Consider the following 17,091-nt stretch of genomic DNA (forward strand, 5'->3'; position numbering starts at 1 on the left):
GTTCTTGAGATCTCAAGTGCTTTTGCCTTTAAGTCTAAGTTTAGTAGCGGCGGTCTGTGGGGCCGCCGCTAATTTATTTTATAAAAAGGCAGCAACGCGCTTTTTGGAAGTGCCTGTTTGGCAAAATGGACCGCTGTTCTTGGGTCTTTTGTGTTTCACGTTGGTTTTGGTTCTTTTTATTTCAGCTTTTCGAATGGGTGGGGAGTTGCTGGTGGTTTATCCGGCATATGCTACTACTTATATTTGGGCTTTGGTTTTTGCGGCGAAATTTGGAGATGAGTCGATCTCGCTTTGGCAGTATGTGGGTGTGGGATTTATCATGTTGGGTGTTTCTTTTGTGGGTTTCGGAGCGCAAAAATGACGGACGGGTTTTTTACAATAGACCCTGGAGCTCAAAAGATTCTTTTGATCGTCTTGTCGATCTTGGTTTTTTTCACTGTTCTTTTTTATACTTGGAAACAATTTAAGCGTTTTGCTCTTTTAGATGAAATGATCACTCGTACTCATTCGTGGTGGGCGATCTTTGTCCTATATATAGTCTTTTTCTGTATTCACCCTATGTTGGGGTATTTTGGATTAGCGGCGCTCGGGTTTGCGACCTTGAAAGAATTTTTCGATAAGTTTCCAGAATCAAAGCTGCCTCAGCGAGTACGCTTTCTTGCGTACATTTTTGTCCTCGTCCAGTTTGCACTGGCGAGTGCAAATCAGTTAGTGCCGGTCATTGGTTTGATTCCCATCGTCTATTTAACTTTGGTAACGATCTGGGTTCTTCTGTTTGAAAAACCTGAAGCTGTCATGACAGCTGTTCCGATATCTTTGTGGGGACTGCTTCTTTGTGTTTTTGGATTAAGCCATCTTTCGTTGTTGTTGGCGATGCCAAAGATCCCGGACTATGTCGGAACAACTTCTTCTTTGTTTCTGTATTATTTATTTCTGACTCAATTCAATGATGTTTTACAATTTTGTTGGGGAACGCTTCTAGGCAAACACAAAATTGCTCCGCAAATTTCTCCTAAGAAAACTTGGGAAGGATTCTTGGGAGCAGCAGTGACGACAACGGTATTGGCCTATCTCCTTAGAGACATCACTCCTTTCAGCGTCACACAAAGTCTTGTTGTTGGTCTAGTGCTTGCGGTGACGGGATATTTTGGGGATCTCAATATATCCGCGATCAAACGTAATTTGAGTTTGAAAGATATGGGAAATGTGATTCCGGGGCACGGAGGCCTTTTGGATCGCATCGACTCAATCACGTTCTCATCGATCGTATATTTTTACCTGATTTTGTACTGGTTTTATAAATAGGAACGGGTTCTAATAAGCCTTAGGAGATCAAGGATGATTTCAACTTATTTGCTCAAGAAGAGATTTCAAAATCTTTTGCGTCCTCTTTCTAGAAATTTGCTAAATTCCGGAGTTACACCAAATCATGTGACCTTTGGAACCATGGTGATTTCGGTTGTCTTTGCCATCGTCATCGGAAGAATGGCGAAAACTCCTGTCGTTTTTTGGTCTGTCCCAGTTTTTCTATTTGTGCGTATGGCTCTTAATGCCATTGATGGAATGATGGCCAAAGAAGGCAAAATGGAATCGGCGTTGGGCGTTTTCTTAAACGAACTTGGCGATGTGGTTTCTGACGTTGCTTTGTTTTTCTCTTTCTGTGCGGTGAGCTCGGTACGATTAGAGCCGATGATCTTATTTGCGGTACTCGCGATGATTAGTGAAATGGCAGGAGTAGTCGCGGTTCAAACAGGAGCTTCTCGTAGATACGAAGGCCCCATGGGAAAAAGCGACAGAGCAGTTTTAATGGGATTGATCGCAGTTCTGATCGCGGTCGGCATTTCTTCTTCGTTGGTATTTGATATTATTTTAAACCTTGGTTCTTTGGCGCTTCTTATCACTATTGTGAACCGGGTTCGAAAAGGTCTTTTAGATTCGAAAAAAGTTAACAGTTTCAAGGAAGGTACTGGTTTATGAAAAAGTTTATAGCATTTGTATTTGTAGCAGCATGTTTTGGCGCTGCTATTTACTTCGCAAAAGGCGGAATGACGTCTTCTCATGAAATGGCATCTCGTATGCCGGACGCTGTCGGTGTTGCTGGCCAGCAACAGGTGATTGATCAAATGAATCAAATCATTCTTTCAATTAAAGACAAGTCTCAGGTAAAGGCCGCTGCGCAAAAGATCGCTGAGATGGCAAAGCAAGAAAATGCAAAAGCATTTCCAGGCGTGCAAATGTACGGAGCAGTTGCGAGCTTAGTTCCAGATCTTGAAGGTATCGTTTTCCGTTGCCGCGCTTTTGTGGAAACTTCTGACTGGCTTCACATGAGCTGGCTCTTTGGGCTTCGTGACTTTAGCTATAATGACTACCTCTATGGTCCACATGTCAAAGCGGCCTTTGACTTCATCACTTATCCAAGTGAAAAAGCGGGCCCTTCGTTTGCTAAATTTTCAGATTTCCAAGATTTTGCGTTAGCGACGCTTGCTCCGAAGTTGGAAAAAATCGTAGCGGCATCTGCTGAATTAGAAAAACTTCCTTCTGCTAATTTCGAATTTATGTTCGACAGAACTATTTTGGTAGGACAAGGACCTGGTCTTCGTTTCTTAGATCCAGAAGAAGCTAAAAAACTTTTCACTAAGCCGTACCACTATACAGTGACTTTCGTTCTACAAAGAGCTCTCGCAACTATTTATTACGTGGGAGCAATGGACTTAGATGAATTACCAGTAGTCTTTAACCGCGTTATTCGCGCTACGACTATCAACACAGTTCGTGGTGACCTTCGTATCGGTGACCCTGCAAAAGGCGTAACTCCGAAAATGGTTTACGATGTTTTTGCTAGTACTAAGTCGTTCCTGGGATGGAGAAACAAAATCACTGTAAATGGCAAAGAAGTGACTGCTCAAAGTCTTTTAGACCGTTCATTCTATTATGGTTTGACATCGTCTTATTACCAGCTTGCTGGTTATGTTTGTGGTTTGAAGTATCCTTATGCTCGCACTCGCGGAACTATTCTTGAAATTGAACGCACAAAAGATTGCATGGCGTTCGATCAAGAAGGTGCTGGCTCTAATTACATGATCGCAAATGGCTCGCCGTATTTGTTCAACCCGAACGCGATGGTTTTGGATTTCAAACAAAAATATCACGCTCTTCGTGACCGCGTTCGCGCTTACTCAGCAGCTCAAAAAGGCGATTACGTAAGTATCGTCAGTGATGTGACTGGCCAATCTATTCGCGTAAATGTTAAAGCTTTCTTCAAAGCGGACGTTTCTCAGCGTGATTTCATGCCGACAGGTTATGCAAATGCACCTGCAAGCTCTGGTGTAGAAGGTATGCCTAATGTGAAGGCTTGGAACTACGATCATGGTAAACCAAACGCGTTCAAAGATTACAGCTTCGGTGGTTTCTTTGACCGCAGCCAAGTGAACAGCTCAGAGTCTTTGTACAAAGCAATGTCGACAGTGCTTTATACAGATGCGATTGCGCCGTTTGCATTGTGGGTAAGAGTGCCTTCAACGGCAAGATTCTTTATCCCTCCATCAGAGATCATCAACGCAAACTAAGAGTTGATTTCAATAGAAACAAAAAAGCCGGTTAGGGTGTCCTAACCGGCTTTTTCTTTTGGGTGGTTCTAGAAAAACTAGAATTGAGTCACAGATAAGTATGGGTAGTCTTCTGGAGAAGTTACATTCACCAAAATATCCGAGTATGCACCGTAAGATTCAGCGCGGATATCGATAGCAACGATGCGCTCATTGCGATTGATGTATGAACCTACCACAGTGTTCGTGCCCAAAACTGGAGTGTTGGACAATTCATAGATAGGAAGACGTTGGTTGTAGTCTGTCACCAAAGCCGCTTCATGAAGTCTCACGTTGGCTCTTAAAACACGAAGTTCAATATTTGTCAGAGAAAGTGGTCTATGCAAAGTCAAACGGTACCAAGCTCCACCAGTTCTGCGAGTGATCGCATTAACTTGTACAGAACCTTGATATTGACCATAGTTTGGTGGTGGAGGTGGAGGCGTCGGACGAATTGGACCAGGACGAACTGGTGGACGACCTGGGCGACCTGGTTGAGGACGGCCTGGGCCTGGGTATCTTGGTGGACGATGACGATCTAAACCAGAGTTGTCATAGCGAACTTCGCTGTAGTTTGATTCATACCAAGAACCATCAGCACGAGAACATGCGATACCAGTAGTTCTTTCCTGACGACCATAAAGGTTGATAGAGCTTTCATATTCACGGCAGTATTCGCCCGTGCGATAGTTGTAGCCTTCACGAACTGCAGTGAATCTACCATGAGCGCCAGAACGAGAACCATAGCGAGCACCATCCCATTCAACCGATGAGCCGACGCGTTCATTATTCAGGCAATTTCTTTGCGCATCTTCTAATGCGCGGCGATCTGCCTCTTCCATATCGCGGCCAACTTGGCCACCAATCATAGAGCCTGCGATAGCACCGATAATAGTTGCAGCCGTTTTACCGCTGCCGCCACCGATTTGACTACCAATCACACCGCCGATAATTCCGCCAACGATATTGCCGACTTCTTCTTTGCCAGCATAAGCAGGGACACTTGTTTGCAGAACAGTAGCTGCGATCAGGGTTCCGAGGATTGCTTGTTTTTTCATTTGAGTGGTCTCCTTCAAGAGAGTGATAAAAAGTTACCAAGCGTTTTCGTCAATGGACTCTATTCCACAAATTGTGCCAAACAAAATGGGGCCAAAATGACCTAGGTACTTAATTAAACTTGAGAATTCCTCACAAGCGCTATGAGTACGTTGCGACTCGGAAGCAGTTGCTAAATACTTGATTTATGAATAGATTTAAGAGAATTTCGATAGCTCATTTGGGGGGCTAGCTTAGTTGGTTAAAGCAGCCGGCTCATAACCGGCGGATCGGGGGTTCAAGTCCCTCGCCCCCTACCATCTTTCTCTCTTCTTTTTTTGCACTGGCTTTGGTTTTTTATTCGGTGTTTGTTACTGGCAGCACGGGACGCGAAAGTTGAGGCGTCGAGCCTCAACTTTCTATGCGAGAGGCTCTTGCGCGCGATTCGGTATTCTTTATTTAGAATTCTTTAGCCTTTTATTAGCGTTTTGAAGCCGCCGAAGGCCATTTTTGTTGCGTCGAAAGGCATTTTGAAATTTTCTGCGCCTGGCATTTCGCCGAACTCTTTGTGCACTTTTGCATTGACCTGTTTGCGATGAGCTTTCGATTTATATACGATAAAAGCGAATACTACCGTTTCATTTTTTTTCGTTTTACACATTTTCGGAAAGCCTATTCCGTAAGGGACTTTTACATCATCGGCTAAGCATTCGAAGTAGGCCAGTGCGCCGTGCTTCATCCAGGTTTTGCATCCTAGCTTGGCCATTTTTTTATATGCGTTAACATTCTTTTTTGGAATCGGAATTACAAATCCATCTACGTAAGTGCTCATATATGTTCTCCTTAGGTTTAGTATCTAATAACTTAAAGTTTAAGAAAGGTCTTTCGCATAGCAATGTGCGGGTGAAGTCGTTATATTCTCCCTCCCATCTTTTTATTTTATTTTTTGCTCTGGCATCCCGACGCGAAAGTTGAGGCATCGAGACTCGCCCTTACTTTGCGCTACTCATCTGCTACTTTACATTACTTAAGTTCTTTCTAATTTAGAGAATCTCGGTCAGCCTTTCTTTTTAATAGGAGGTTTTTTATATGGCTCATTATGTAGATGGATTTGTTGTTCCCGTTCCTAAAAAGAATGTTGAGGCTTATCGCAAAGTCGCCAAGATTGCTGGGAAGGTTTGGAAAGATCATGGGGCGCTTGAATATATTGAGTGCATTGCTGATGATGTGAAAAAGGGGAAGTGGACTTCGTTTCCGCAGAGTGTGAAGTTGAAACCTAATGAAATCGTTTTTTTCTCTTGGATCGTTTACAAGTCTCGTGCTCAAAGAGACAAAATTCTTAAAAAGGTTATGAAAGATCCGCGTATCACCGAGCTTGGTGATGCGATGATGCCTTTTGATGGGAAGCGCATGATCTATGGTGGATTCAAACCCGTCGTCGAAGTGGCCAAAAAATCAAGCTCTGCCAGAGCAAAAAAACACTAATATAAATGTGCAGTCATTTGACAAGAATGACTGCATGTTTTGACTTCGATATCCTTGCGAATTAGCGTTTTCTCAAGAGTTCTTAAGCTCTCAGGAGAGAACCAATGACGAGTGACAAGGAAAAAATATTTAGAGTCCTTGCGATACTCGTTGGTATATTGGGGAGTGCCTACGTTCTATCACCTTTTTTAGCGGATATCTTGCTTGCGGGCGTCGTCGCTTATGCGCTAAATCCTTGGATACATAAAATTACAAAAACACGGTGGTGCAGGCATTCGCTGTGTTTGTACGGGTTGACCTTCGGACTTTTTTTGATCATTTCAATCCCGTTTCTGGGAGCTATTTCAAAAATCTACGGAAAACTATTGGCCATCGATCTGACAGACGATGGAAAAAAAGCGATTCTTACCGGATGGCAAGAGCAGCGGAAGCATGTCATAGACACTATTACTCACTTTTTTTCGCAGTTTGGTTTGCGTAGCACTGTGAATATTGATGCAATGATGACCGATGCGACTCAAAAACTTTTAGGCGCTGGTTTTCGCCTTTCGACGTATATCGTGACCCAGATTCCGGATGTCCTTTTTTCATTCGTCGTATTTTTGGTGATGCTGTTCTTATTCATGCGCCATGCAGGTTGGATGGAAAGAACTTTTCGTTCGGCAGAGTTGTTAAACTCCGAAGAAACTACGAATGTCATTACGGTCTTAAAAGAAACCAGCTACTCCTCGATTTTTTCGTCCATTTTAACGGGGATGATTCAATCGACAATTGTAACAACAGGAGCCGCCATCTTTTTGGAAGTCGATTTAGGACTGGTCTTTATCGTCACATTTATTTGCTCCTTTATTCCTGTTATCGGAGCTGCGCCGATTGCATTTACACTTGCGATTTACGGTTGGATTATAGAGGACACGACGGCTGGCATTGGTTTAGTTATTGTGGGAATTGTTGCCGGTATTGCTGACAATATCGCTCGCGTCTATATGTTGAAAATCGCTAAAGATAAGCTCCACCCTTTTTGGTCCTTGTTGGCCATCATTGGCGGGATCATGGTATTGGGCTTGCCAGGACTTTTTCTAGGGCCTGTTATCGTTTCGGCTACAATGCAAATCGCGCCTATGCTATTAAATAGTCAAAGCAAGAGGTGATCCATGAGTGCAAAGCCAAAAGAAAAAGTAGCCATCTTAGGAGCTAGCGACAATCCAGAGCGATATGCTTACAAGGCTTATAAGATGCTGCAAGAATACGGGCATAGCACTTTTCCAGTTCATCCTAGCTTAGAAAAGGTAGAGAATACCCAAGTGACTCACCAGATTTTAGAGCTTAAAAAAGAAAACATCGACACTCTTACTTTGTATGTAAATCCAAGAATTCTTGAATCATATGTAGAGCAAATTATTGAATTAAAGCCACGTCGTGTGATTTTTAATCCAGGCACCGAGAGTTTTGCGATAGAACAGAAATTCGAAAACGCCGGCATTAAAACAATCGAAGGATGTACGCTAGTGATGTTAAGAACAAATCAGTTCTAAACAGTCTTTTAACAAGTCTAGCTTTTTTTAAAATCTTTTTTGAATCTTTCAAGATATTCGACCTCAGAGATATATTTTTCTGAGGAGGATTCAGTGCGTGTTATTTTCAATACTGTATTGTGTTTGGGATTCACATCGACATTGTGGGCGGCACCAAGAGACTTGTCTTTTAATGCCTCTTGCAACCAAGGGCAAGATGTTGCGACGATATCTTTCGTCGGAGACATATTGGTTCATAGGGCAATTTATGAATCTGTCGTGAACGGTTCAAAACGTTTTGCAAGCACGTGGCAGAAAACGATTCCTTACTTCCAAAAAGCAGATTTCTCGGTCGGTAATCTTGAGGGCCCCGCAGCTCTTGGAATCGATGCCAAAGGGAAAGATCATGGCGACATCGGCTTTGTTTACGATGGCGTCGTTTATTCAGGAACCAATTTTGTTTTCAACTATCATCCACAAATCTTGCCTGAACTTTTGCAGTCAGGTTTTGATCTGCTGACGTTAGCAAATAATCACTCTTTGGATCGTAGAAGTATTGGCATTGATCGTACTCTACAAGCAGCTGCTCACTATGGTATTCCCACAGTGGGAACAAGAAAGTCCAATGACCCTAAAGGTGATTTTTACGAAATTAAGAACATTCAAAATATTCGTGTCGCCTTTATCGGGTGTACAGAGATGACGAATGGAATGCCGGACAAGTACAATCAAGTTCTTTGGTGCTACAAGCAGGCCGATAAAATCGTAGAAATGATTAAGGACCTTTCCCGTCGTTCGGATGTGGATGCGATTGCTGTTCTTCCGCACTGGGGGGACGAGTATGAAAACGGTCCCGACCGCGATCAGAAATCATACGCACGGAAGTTTTTAGAAGCGGGTGCAACTGCCGTCATTGGATCTCATCCGCATGTTTTGCAACCTTGGGAGAAGTACACAACTCAAGACGGACGAGAAACTTTGATTGCGTACTCGTTGGGGAATTTTTTGGCTGGACAACCAAGCTTAGAGAAGCAAACGGGTGCGATTGTGTATTTGGGACTTAGTAAAGAAGGCCAAGGCAAAGCCAAAATTTTTGGTGTTGGCTATACGCCTACTTATCGAGATGGAAACGAGATTTTTCCGATCGAGAAAAATGGCAATGCATCCGTCCTTGCACATGCAGCTGGTCACTTTGGAACTATAGGTCGCTTGGATCTGCAAACAATGCTTTCTCAGAAGTTTTGTAAGTAGAACCTACTAGAAATACTGGATTTTTATTTTTTGTAGCGGCTTCGGCCGCTTTTTGCTATACTTTTTAAGTCGGGCTCTAAACCCGATATTTTATGAGATAAGAACACCTCTTCTGACATTTAATCCACACATTCACTCATCAGACATGAGCTCAAAACCTTTTTGAGACTCTGAGGTATTCTTATGCTTACAGCACAATCTATAACTTGTGTGCTGCCGAATGGTCGCACGCTATTTTCGAATTTAAATTTTACTTTGAACCGCCAGAAGTATGGACTTGTTGGCTCTAACGGTGTTGGCAAAAGCACTTTAGTGCGCCTTATTGCCAAAGAACTGCAACCGACACAGGGACGCCTGATTGGAGAACTCCGATTGCATTTGCTTTCACAGTTTGAAAAGGGCGACGAGTCCGTGACCGTCGGCGAATATCTATTGGATATTTGGGATCAACCGAACCAAGATGCCCCTTTACGAGAAAGTCTTTTAAAGGGTTTGAATATGGAGAGCACTTTAAAAACTCTGAGTGGCGGGGAATGGATGCGAGCTCGTTTAGTGAAAGCGATTGCCCTGTCACCCGAGCTTTTGATTTTAGATGAGCCAACAAACAATCTAGATCGTGAGGGCCGCGAGTGCCTTTATAGGTTTGTTCAAGATTTTAAAGATGGATTGCTTATAATTAGTCACGACCGCGAGCTGTTGGAATACATGGAAGGCATTTGGGAGCTTAGCAATCAGGGACTGGCTTATTATGGCGGCGGTTTTTCTTTGTATGAACAGCAAAAGCAGGACGAAAAACTTCGTCTGGCCCACGAGCTTGACCTGGCACGAAGGGAAAAGAAAAAACAAGAACGAGAACATCAGGAAAAGCTGGACCGACAAAATAAACGTATCCGTTGGGCTAACGACAATGCGGAAAGCATGGGGCTGCCACGGATCATCGTCGGGAGTCGCAAACGACAAGCTCAAGTTTCTTTAGGAAAAATCCATAAAGAAGAATCTGTCAGAGACATGGAGCGCGCCGAGAAATTCCAGGATCTTTATAAACGCCAAAAACAGTTTTCAGATTTGCGGTTGGATTTTTCATTAGAAAAGAAGGCAAAAGGAAAGGTGGTTTTCAGTCTTGAGGACTTTAACTTTCGCTATCCGGGCATGAAGACTTTTTTGTGGGAACGACCTTTGACGTTTACCTTGCATGCGCAAGAACGAGTGGCCATCCGTGGTGGCAATGGATCTGGTAAAACGACTTTACTAAGGTTGCTGACATCAGAGCAGGCGCTTTTCTTAGGAGAACATCAAGGAAAGCTCTCCAGAATAACACGATCTTTTGTTTATTTAGATCAAAACTATACCCTACTTGATCCTGAAAAAACGGTTTTAGAAAATACGATGGAGGAAAGTCGTTTAGATCTTAGCGAGGTAAGAAACAAACTCGCAGACTATGGTTTTTATGGCGATGATGTTTTCAAGAAATGCATAGAACTCAGTGGAGGAGAGCGTTTGCGGGCATGCTTAGCTCGATTAATCTTGTCTCGGACGTTGCCAGAGGTTTTGATTTTAGATGAGCCGACAAACAATTTAGATCTAGAAAGTTTAGAAATCCTCGAAGTGGCAACGCTGAAATACCCGGGAACATTGATCGTCGTAAGCCATGATGAGAGTTTCTTAGAGCGTATAGAGTGCGGACAGAAATTAAATTTTGTCTGCAGTAAAAGAGAAAGCTGGTAGACAGTAAATTGCGTGAATGATTGAATAAATACGAAGATGTGGTGAGTCATCTATAGACGTTCGATATCAAGATGAAACAGTTCATATTTGACAGCGTTGAAGATTGAACACTTAGCTAGTCTCTCGAATGTAAGAAGAGTCTGACAATTGTAAAAGCTCTTTAACAAGACGACTGTTTTTTAGCATAAATTGGGACAAATTTATGATTAAAAATCGGTTTTCCCAACAACGGTGAGATTTCTTCGTAATGTTTTAAAATTACGGTAAAATTCACTCGGACGGGATTTTATTGATAAGCAAACGGGCGTAAACTTGTAGTTGATTGTTGGTTAATTGTTGATGATGAACGTAAAGCAAGGATGGTGAAAGATGAAACAAGTAAAAGCACTCTCAGATTTTTTGAAAGAAAAGAGAACTCAAGTCGGACTCTCTCAAAAAGATGTGGCTGATAGACTGGGTTATAGCTCAGCACAGTTCATTTCTAACTGGGAAAGAGGACTTTCAAGCCCACCAATGCACACCTTGAAGAAACTTGCAGAGATGTACAACGTGAATGTCGACGAGATGTTTGATGTGATCTTGGAGTCAACTCTTGAACAAGTCCGAGTTGATCTACAGAAGAAGTTCTATAATCACACAAAAAAGGCCGCTAACGGCACGAGCACGAATAATACGACTAGTACCACTGGCATGCCTCGATAATTTCCAAGTTCATCAAAGACAACGAAAAGGGTCACCTAACTGGTGGCCCTTTTTTTTGGTTTTTGCAAAGTGATGACGTTACCAAGAAGGCACAAAACAATTCCAATAGCTATTTCGGGAGTCCATTTGAAATTCTCGAAAAGAGACGACAAGATCAGCGCGATCACGGGGTTAATGATGCTGATATAAGAGGCCCTCTCAGCGCCTATACGGCCCACCAACGAGATATAAGCGCCAAAGGCTATGACAGTGCCAAAGACTGAAAGATACAGCAGGCTCCAAATATATTTGGGCGACCATACTGTCGCAAAACTGACCTGTAAAACGAGAGCAACGATCAAAGTGAAACAAGCGCCATAAAACATACCGTACCCGTTGGACGCCATGACAGGGACTTTGCCTTTACGGTGAACGTAAGAAATCAAATTGCCGACAGAGGCAAACATCGTAGCAACAGCTCCCACGACGAGACCTAGTATGGCTTGAGAGCCAGCCTTGAAGTTCAAAATTTCATGCAAAAAGATCAGACCAATACCGATGCCGCCAACTAGAGACCCCAAGATCACATTTCGCCGCAACGGAGTTTTAAAGATAAGCCAGGTGCCCAAAATATTATAATAAAGCAGCAATGTGAAAGTCACCGCGACCAAGCCAGAGCTTACCATTCCTTCAGCCACATAGGTCAGCATGTAGTTTGTCGAGAACATACAAATCCCTTGGCCCATAAACCAGAGGTGATCTTTGCGTGAAAATTTCATCGGAATACGGAAGGCAAAACAAGCCGGTAACAAGATGGCGGCAGAAATGACGAATCTATAAAAAACTGAAACTACCGGAGAAGCAGAGTCCAATTGGAACGTAATAACAAGCCAAGTGGACCCCCAGATTAAAACGCAGATAAGGTAGAGGGCGACGTTTTTCAGTCTTAGTCCTCATCCTCTTCTTCGTCCTCGTCTTCATCATCCTCGTCGTCTTCATCTTCATCCTCGTCTTCATCGAGGTCTTCAGATGCTTCCACGCGGATGAGCCATCCTTCTTCATAAGAATCTTCTTGAATCAAAGTAGGATCGTCAATGACAGCCGAATTGACTTCAATAACAGTTCCAGAAACAGGCGAATAAATATCCAAAGGACCGTCATCAGTTTCAACGGTCCCGCAGACTTCATCAGCCTCTACTTTATCGTGCTCTGCTGGCAAATCGACAGAAGTGATTTCATCAAAATCCGCAAGGCCTTCTTCATTGATCCCGATAGTGACGATACCGTCCTCTTCCTGGATCCAAAGATAACCCATAAAATTTCTGACATCATTCGCTGACATAACTTTCTCCTAAATGTCGTAGTACAAATGGAATTCGTAAGGCACAGGTCTTTGCTGTACAGGACGAATCTCACGATCAATTTTGTAATTGATCCATGTTTCTAGTAAATCGTCACTGAAAACATCGCCTTTTTTCAAGAATCCGCCATCTTTTTTCAGATTCATGAGGCTTTCTTCCAATGTTCCAGGAACAGACGGGATGCCCGCAGCTTCTTGTGGTGAAAGACCGTAAATATCTTTATCAAGTGGATCACCTGGATGAATCTTGTTGATGATACCATCTAGACCCGCCATCAAAACCGCCGCTTGCGCCAAATAAATGTTCGCAGAAGGATCTGGAGTACGGAACTCAATGCGTTTTGCTTTTGGATTTGGGCCAGAGTTTGGAATGCGCATTGCCGCAGAACGGTTTTTAAAGCTGTAGGCCAACTTGGTAGGAGCTTCGAATCCAGGCACCAAACGTTTGTAAGAGTTTGTTGTTGGATTGATGATTCCGCAAAGAGCCGGAGCGTGTTTCAAAACACCGCCGATGTAGTACAAAGCCATTTCAGAAAGGCCCGCGTACTTGTTACCTGCAAAAAGATTTTTACCATCTTTCCACAAAGACATATGGATGTGCATACCTGATCCATTGTCATTGAAAAGTGGCTTTGGCATGAAGGTCGCAGTTTTGTTATGACGACGAGCTACGTTTTTCACGATGTATTTGAACCACATCATTTTATCGCCCATTTCAAGAGCAGAATCATAACGGAAATTGATTTCCGCCTGTCCCGCAGTTGCCACTTCGTGGTGATGGCGTTCTACGATCATGCCGGCTCTTTCAAGCTCTAAGCACATTTCAGTACGGATATCTTGTTGAGTGTCCGTTGGAAGAGCTGGGAAGTAACCTTCTTTATGGCGAATTTTGTAACCAAGGTTTTTTCCACCTTCATCACGGCCAGAGTTCCAAGCAGCTTCGTCACTGTCGATCATGTAGAAGCCAGAGTTGTTAGTTTGCTCAAAGCGAACATCGTCAAAAATAAAGAACTCTGCTTCAGGTCCGAAGTAAGCTGTGTCTGCAATCCCAGTGGATTGCATGAACGCAACCGCTCTTTTTACAACTTGGCGTGGATCGCGATCATAAGGCTGAAGAGTTTCTGGCATGCAAACGTCGCAAATGAAGTGCAATGTCGGCACTTGCATGAACGGGTCCATCTTTGCAGTAGAAGGATCTGGCAAGATGATCATGTCGGATTCTTCGATGCCTCTCCATCCGCGGATGGAACTGCCGTCAAAGCCCAAGCCATGCTCAAACATTTCATCTGTGAGCTCTGAGAATGGAATAGTGATGTGTTGCCAAGTTCCGATTAGATCACAGAACTTGAGGTCGACCATGCGGGCGCCCTTGTCCTTACCAAATTGCAAAGCTTGTTGTGCGTTCATTGTTGTCTCCTTTACGTTTACAAAGCTTCTTCGTTTTTCTCACCGGTCCGAATGCGCAGCACACTTTCAACAGGTAATACAAAGATTTTTCCGTCTCCAATTTTCCCTGTACGCGCTGTCTTAGCGATGGCTTCCACCGTCGCTTCACAAAGTGCGCTAGGCACGACCACTTCAATTTTTAATTTTGGTAGAAAGTCGACAACATATTCGGCGCCCTTGTAGACCTCGGTGCGTCCTTTTTGTCGTCCGAATCCTCGAATTTCCGTGACACTAATGCCTTCGACTCCGACTTCAGCAAGAGCATCTACAACGTCGTCAAGTTTAAAAGGCTTAATAATGGCTTCAATTTTTTTCATGGAATCTCGAGTTCTTAAGACGATAACAAATCTAAATTTTTAGTCAAAAGAGGGAATCGTTAACGCAAGACGAAATAATTCGAGTAATTACACAAGAAATTCACAAAAAATATTTCAAAATAATTTTCGAACTCTTGCGGGCTCCTGTTGTTTCTGGTACACACCTGGCTTCTTAAAAAAGCATTTTGTTGTCGAAATTTCGGGGGGGATTCATGACTACAACGCGTTTTTTTGTCTATGGCTCATTGAGCGAGGGAATGGTTCATTTTTCTAAGATCCAAAACTTCATCGTCTCTTCTACGCCATCACAAATTAGAGCTACCGCGTATCGTTTAAAAGTTGGTTTTCCTGTTTTAGTCAATTCTGGGGCAGATTTGGTATCGGGTCAGCTCGTTGAGCTAAAGACTTCGGACCTTTTGATCGGTCTTTTGGATGAGTTTTTCGGTTATAACCCGCAAGACCCGGCAAAAAGCCTCTATCATCGCCAAGAAAGCCTTGTGAGCGTCATTGGGGGCGGTTTGGAGAAGGCTTGGGTTTATTTCCTGAATCCTTTGAAGCTTCCTTTAAATGCGATGCTTATTCATGGCGGGGATTGGATTCGCTCTATGGAAGAGCAGCCTGCTTTGACGGCGAAGCTCTCTGATAAGCAAAAATGCTATATTTCTAAGCTAGGAAGCTCTTCGGGTCGTGACATCGTACCTATTGATTTACAACTTTACAGAGAGCTCATGAACCTGGAACTGATTGTGGACAAAGGCCGAAGACTCGCGCTATCAAAGCTCGGCCATGAAGTCTACAGACACCTTGCCTAAGCCGACCTTCAAAATTGTGCTCGTTGAGCCCGAAATTCCGCAAAACACGGGGAATATCGGGCGCACTTGCGTCGCCACGAACTGTGAGCTTCACCTTGTTGGCAAAATGGGCTTTGAAATTAACGACACGAATCTTAAAAGAGCGGGCTTGGATTATTGGCCCCACCTAACGTGGTACCGTCACGAGACCTTCGAAGACTGGTTTAAAACTGTCCAAGACACCAGCCGCATTTGGCTTTTTACCACGAAAACAAAGCGCACATATTTTGAACCCCAATATCAGCCTGGGGACTGGCTTGTGTTCGGGAAAGAAACGAAGGGATTATCTCCTGACTTTTTAGCGAAGTTTCCGTCACAGACAGTAACAATCCCAATGATCGGCGAAGGCGCACGTAGCCTGAATCTGGCCACCAGTGTGGCAATCGCAGCCTACGAAGGCGTTCGCCAGCTGACTACTAACTGATAGTTATTTGAACACAATCGCTTTGCCGATCGGGGCCAGCGAAATGCCTGCAAGCTTCAAGTGTTGAGCCGCGAAGGGAATCCCGATGATGGTGATCCCCAATAAAACCGCCCAACCTAGGTGGATGAGTGCGAGCCACCAACCACAGAATACAAACCATAAGATATTGCCGATCAAACCCAAAGCCCCTGTGCCTATATCGGGTTGCTTAGTCACGTGAGCTCTGTCTGCAACCGTAGAGCCAAAGGGCCACAAATTCAGCAAACCGATATTAAAAGCGGCACGCGCCCAAGGGATGCCGATGATCGAGATCACCATAAAAATACACGTGGTGAACCACGACAATGCCGTTGTCCATCCACCAAAGAAAAGCCAAAGAAGATTTAAAAGTATATTCATAGTGCCCTTACATCGCTTCGCAAATGGCGAAGCTCTGTCGACAAGCGAATCATGCTCAGGCCTGCAAAGATAAAGTCGATTCCTAAAACAGTTCCAGGAACCCACAGTGCTGCCCAAGGTAGGCTTGCGACCACATACGCCCCCAGAATGATAGAGGTGATCGCACTCGTCAAGACCCAGCCCCATCCTCTATTCGGTCGGACGGCAAGCGCTAGCGCCCATTTTACGAAAGCTCCTAAGAGGAAATAGAAAGCAAGGATGATCGTGATTGCAAAAAGACCTGCATCGGGAAAACGCAACATGAGGCCGCCACCAATTAAAGACAAAAAAGTTTGAAAGTAGCGACTGCCACTGCCGGATTCGTGACGAAGCTGAATTGCATGCGCCAATTGCAAGAGTCCACTTAAGAACAGCAAGGTTCCCAGTGTTTTTGCGAGTGCGATGCTAGAGTCCACAGGCATGCCTAAAGCCAGAAGTCCCAATGCCAGGTAGACACACCCGAAGGCAAGAACCCAGCCCCAATGTTGGGCAAGATGTTTGATCTTGGTTCCGAGGGACAGCAATGGATTTTCATCGGCGATATAAATACGTGCCATAAAAACCTTCCTTGTTTTTGTTTCACAAGAAAATTATGGCACTTCACTTATGCGGACGAATGCGTAGACACCGTCTTTTGTTCATATTTCCAAAAAACGATGTGTCGACAGACAAAATCTAAAAACTCAGAGCTTCCAGTCTGAATTCGATGGTTTGAATTTCTAAAGTGAGATCTTCGAGAGCTTCGACGACCATGCCGATTTGAGTGGCGGGGAGGTACTCGCCGTCACTCATTACAAAATCCTTTTCGACACCCACATACGTGACCCAAGCTTGTCCGTTGAGGACCTTGTAGGATCCTCTTTTGAGCCCTTGGGGCTTCCACGTTTCACCTTTTTGTAGCTTAATGTGGTAAATCATATGTATGATTATACCTAATGTGGTTAACAAGATTCTGTCAAAATGGCAGGTCCTATTAAAAA

The 17,091-nt window shown here is 43.8% G+C and carries 21 protein-coding genes and 1 tRNA gene; 13 read left to right on the forward strand and 9 right to left on the reverse strand.

Annotated elements, in window-relative coordinates; all coding sequences use genetic code 11:
- The first annotated feature begins 4 nt into the window (after positions 1-4).
- From ACLWBB_RS01095 to ACLWBB_RS01110, 4 genes are read left to right on the forward strand one after another with little or no spacing between them, the layout of a single operon-like run.
- On the forward strand, positions 5-361 hold the full coding sequence (locus ACLWBB_RS01095; RefSeq protein WP_413289695.1) for a hypothetical protein: 357 nt from the start codon (positions 5-7) through the stop codon (positions 359-361).
- Entirely contained in the window at positions 358-1,305 is a 948-nt protein-coding gene (locus ACLWBB_RS01100) for a phosphatidate cytidylyltransferase (protein WP_413289696.1), read from the forward strand. The genes ACLWBB_RS01095 and ACLWBB_RS01100 overlap by 4 nt, the downstream gene beginning before the upstream one ends.
- 33 nt (positions 1,306-1,338) lie before the next feature.
- On the forward strand, positions 1,339-1,977 hold the full coding sequence (locus tag ACLWBB_RS01105) for a CDP-alcohol phosphatidyltransferase family protein (protein ID WP_413289697.1): 639 nt from the start codon (positions 1,339-1,341) through the stop codon (positions 1,975-1,977).
- Complete coding sequence (locus ACLWBB_RS01110) at positions 1,974-3,566, forward strand: hypothetical protein (RefSeq protein ID WP_413289698.1); 1,593 nt, start codon at positions 1,974-1,976, stop codon at positions 3,564-3,566. The genes ACLWBB_RS01105 and ACLWBB_RS01110 overlap by 4 nt, the downstream gene beginning before the upstream one ends.
- A gap of 77 nt (positions 3,567-3,643) precedes the next feature.
- On the opposite strand, the gene ACLWBB_RS01115 is transcribed toward ACLWBB_RS01110, so the two are convergent.
- The gene (locus ACLWBB_RS01115; RefSeq protein WP_413289699.1) at positions 3,644-4,642 is read right to left on the reverse strand and encodes an RT0821/Lpp0805 family surface protein; all 999 of its coding nucleotides are present in this window, start codon (positions 4,640-4,642) and stop codon (positions 3,644-3,646) included.
- A gap of 220 nt (positions 4,643-4,862) precedes the next feature.
- On the opposite strand from ACLWBB_RS01115, the gene ACLWBB_RS01120 reads away from it, so the two are divergent.
- A tRNA-Met gene (locus tag ACLWBB_RS01120) sits at positions 4,863-4,939 on the forward strand.
- A 149-nt stretch (positions 4,940-5,088) separates the two neighbouring features.
- Here the strand turns inward: ACLWBB_RS01120 and ACLWBB_RS01125 are convergent.
- Positions 5,089-5,451, reverse strand: coding sequence for a DUF1428 domain-containing protein (locus ACLWBB_RS01125; protein ID WP_413289700.1), 363 nt, complete (start codon positions 5,449-5,451; stop codon positions 5,089-5,091).
- 257 nt (positions 5,452-5,708) lie between these two features.
- Between ACLWBB_RS01125 and ACLWBB_RS01130 the strand changes: the two genes are divergently transcribed.
- The 6 genes from ACLWBB_RS01130 to ACLWBB_RS01155 all read left to right on the forward strand — a co-directional run bounded on the left by ACLWBB_RS01130 (position 5,709) and on the right by ACLWBB_RS01155 (position 11,296).
- The gene (locus ACLWBB_RS01130; RefSeq protein ID WP_413289701.1) at positions 5,709-6,104 is read left to right on the forward strand and encodes a DUF1428 domain-containing protein; all 396 of its coding nucleotides are present in this window, start codon (positions 5,709-5,711) and stop codon (positions 6,102-6,104) included.
- Between the two features lie 104 nt (positions 6,105-6,208).
- The gene (locus tag ACLWBB_RS01135) at positions 6,209-7,255 is read left to right on the forward strand and encodes an AI-2E family transporter (protein WP_413289702.1); all 1,047 of its coding nucleotides are present in this window, start codon (positions 6,209-6,211) and stop codon (positions 7,253-7,255) included.
- A gap of 3 nt (positions 7,256-7,258) precedes the next feature.
- Positions 7,259-7,639, forward strand: coding sequence for a CoA-binding protein (locus tag ACLWBB_RS01140; RefSeq protein ID WP_413289703.1), 381 nt, complete (start codon positions 7,259-7,261; stop codon positions 7,637-7,639).
- Between the two features lie 93 nt (positions 7,640-7,732).
- Positions 7,733-8,869 carry a CapA family protein gene (locus tag ACLWBB_RS01145; RefSeq protein ID WP_413289704.1) on the forward strand — a complete coding sequence of 379 codons (1,137 nt, stop codon included), beginning with the start codon at positions 7,733-7,735 and terminating at the stop codon, positions 8,867-8,869.
- Between the two features lie 183 nt (positions 8,870-9,052).
- Positions 9,053-10,594 carry an ABC-F family ATP-binding cassette domain-containing protein gene (locus tag ACLWBB_RS01150; RefSeq protein ID WP_413289705.1) on the forward strand — a complete coding sequence of 514 codons (1,542 nt, stop codon included), beginning with the start codon at positions 9,053-9,055 and terminating at the stop codon, positions 10,592-10,594.
- Between the two features lie 369 nt (positions 10,595-10,963).
- The gene (locus ACLWBB_RS01155; protein ID WP_413289706.1) at positions 10,964-11,296 is read left to right on the forward strand and encodes a helix-turn-helix domain-containing protein; all 333 of its coding nucleotides are present in this window, start codon (positions 10,964-10,966) and stop codon (positions 11,294-11,296) included.
- 35 nt (positions 11,297-11,331) lie between these two features.
- On the opposite strand, the gene ACLWBB_RS01160 is transcribed toward ACLWBB_RS01155, so the two are convergent.
- From ACLWBB_RS01160 to ACLWBB_RS01175, 4 genes are read right to left on the reverse strand one after another with little or no spacing between them, the layout of a single operon-like run.
- Entirely contained in the window at positions 11,332-12,219 is an 888-nt protein-coding gene (locus tag ACLWBB_RS01160; protein WP_413291574.1) for a DMT family transporter, read from the reverse strand.
- Between the two features lie 2 nt (positions 12,220-12,221).
- Positions 12,222-12,617, reverse strand: a complete 396-nt coding sequence (locus ACLWBB_RS01165; protein WP_413289707.1) for a glycine cleavage system protein H — start codon at positions 12,615-12,617, stop codon at positions 12,222-12,224.
- Positions 12,618-12,626: 9 nt separating this feature from the next.
- On the reverse strand, positions 12,627-14,042 hold the full coding sequence (glnA, locus tag ACLWBB_RS01170; protein WP_413289708.1) for a type I glutamate--ammonia ligase: 1,416 nt from the start codon (positions 14,040-14,042) through the stop codon (positions 12,627-12,629).
- A gap of 17 nt (positions 14,043-14,059) precedes the next feature.
- Positions 14,060-14,398, reverse strand: coding sequence for a P-II family nitrogen regulator (locus tag ACLWBB_RS01175; RefSeq protein WP_413289709.1), 339 nt, complete (start codon positions 14,396-14,398; stop codon positions 14,060-14,062).
- A 212-nt stretch (positions 14,399-14,610) separates the two neighbouring features.
- Here ACLWBB_RS01175 and ACLWBB_RS01180 point away from each other — a divergent pair, with 212 nt between their 5' ends.
- Both ACLWBB_RS01180 and ACLWBB_RS01185 read left to right on the forward strand, forming a co-directional pair.
- The gene (locus ACLWBB_RS01180) at positions 14,611-15,210 is read left to right on the forward strand and encodes a gamma-glutamylcyclotransferase family protein (protein ID WP_413289710.1); all 600 of its coding nucleotides are present in this window, start codon (positions 14,611-14,613) and stop codon (positions 15,208-15,210) included.
- Positions 15,185-15,673 carry a tRNA (cytidine(34)-2'-O)-methyltransferase gene (locus ACLWBB_RS01185; protein WP_413289711.1) on the forward strand — a complete coding sequence of 163 codons (489 nt, stop codon included), beginning with the start codon at positions 15,185-15,187 and terminating at the stop codon, positions 15,671-15,673. Before ACLWBB_RS01180 ends, ACLWBB_RS01185 begins: the two co-directional genes overlap by 26 nt.
- A gap of 3 nt (positions 15,674-15,676) precedes the next feature.
- On the opposite strand, the gene ACLWBB_RS01190 is transcribed toward ACLWBB_RS01185, so the two are convergent.
- The 3 genes from ACLWBB_RS01190 to ACLWBB_RS01200 form a co-directional block, all read right to left on the reverse strand.
- Complete coding sequence (locus ACLWBB_RS01190) at positions 15,677-16,072, reverse strand: YccF domain-containing protein (protein ID WP_413289712.1); 396 nt, start codon at positions 16,070-16,072, stop codon at positions 15,677-15,679.
- A complete protein-coding gene (locus tag ACLWBB_RS01195; RefSeq protein ID WP_413289713.1) occupies positions 16,069-16,668 on the reverse strand; it encodes an HdeD family acid-resistance protein in 600 nt (199 codons plus the stop codon). Before ACLWBB_RS01195 ends, ACLWBB_RS01190 begins: the two co-directional genes overlap by 4 nt.
- A 118-nt stretch (positions 16,669-16,786) precedes the next feature.
- Complete coding sequence (locus ACLWBB_RS01200) at positions 16,787-17,029, reverse strand: hypothetical protein (protein WP_413289714.1); 243 nt, start codon at positions 17,027-17,029, stop codon at positions 16,787-16,789.
- Positions 17,030-17,091 lie beyond the last annotated feature (62 nt).

The organism is Bdellovibrio sp. HCB337 (genome assembly GCF_047302465.1).
Lineage (GTDB): Bacteria > Bdellovibrionota > Bdellovibrionia > Bdellovibrionales > Bdellovibrionaceae > JACMRP01.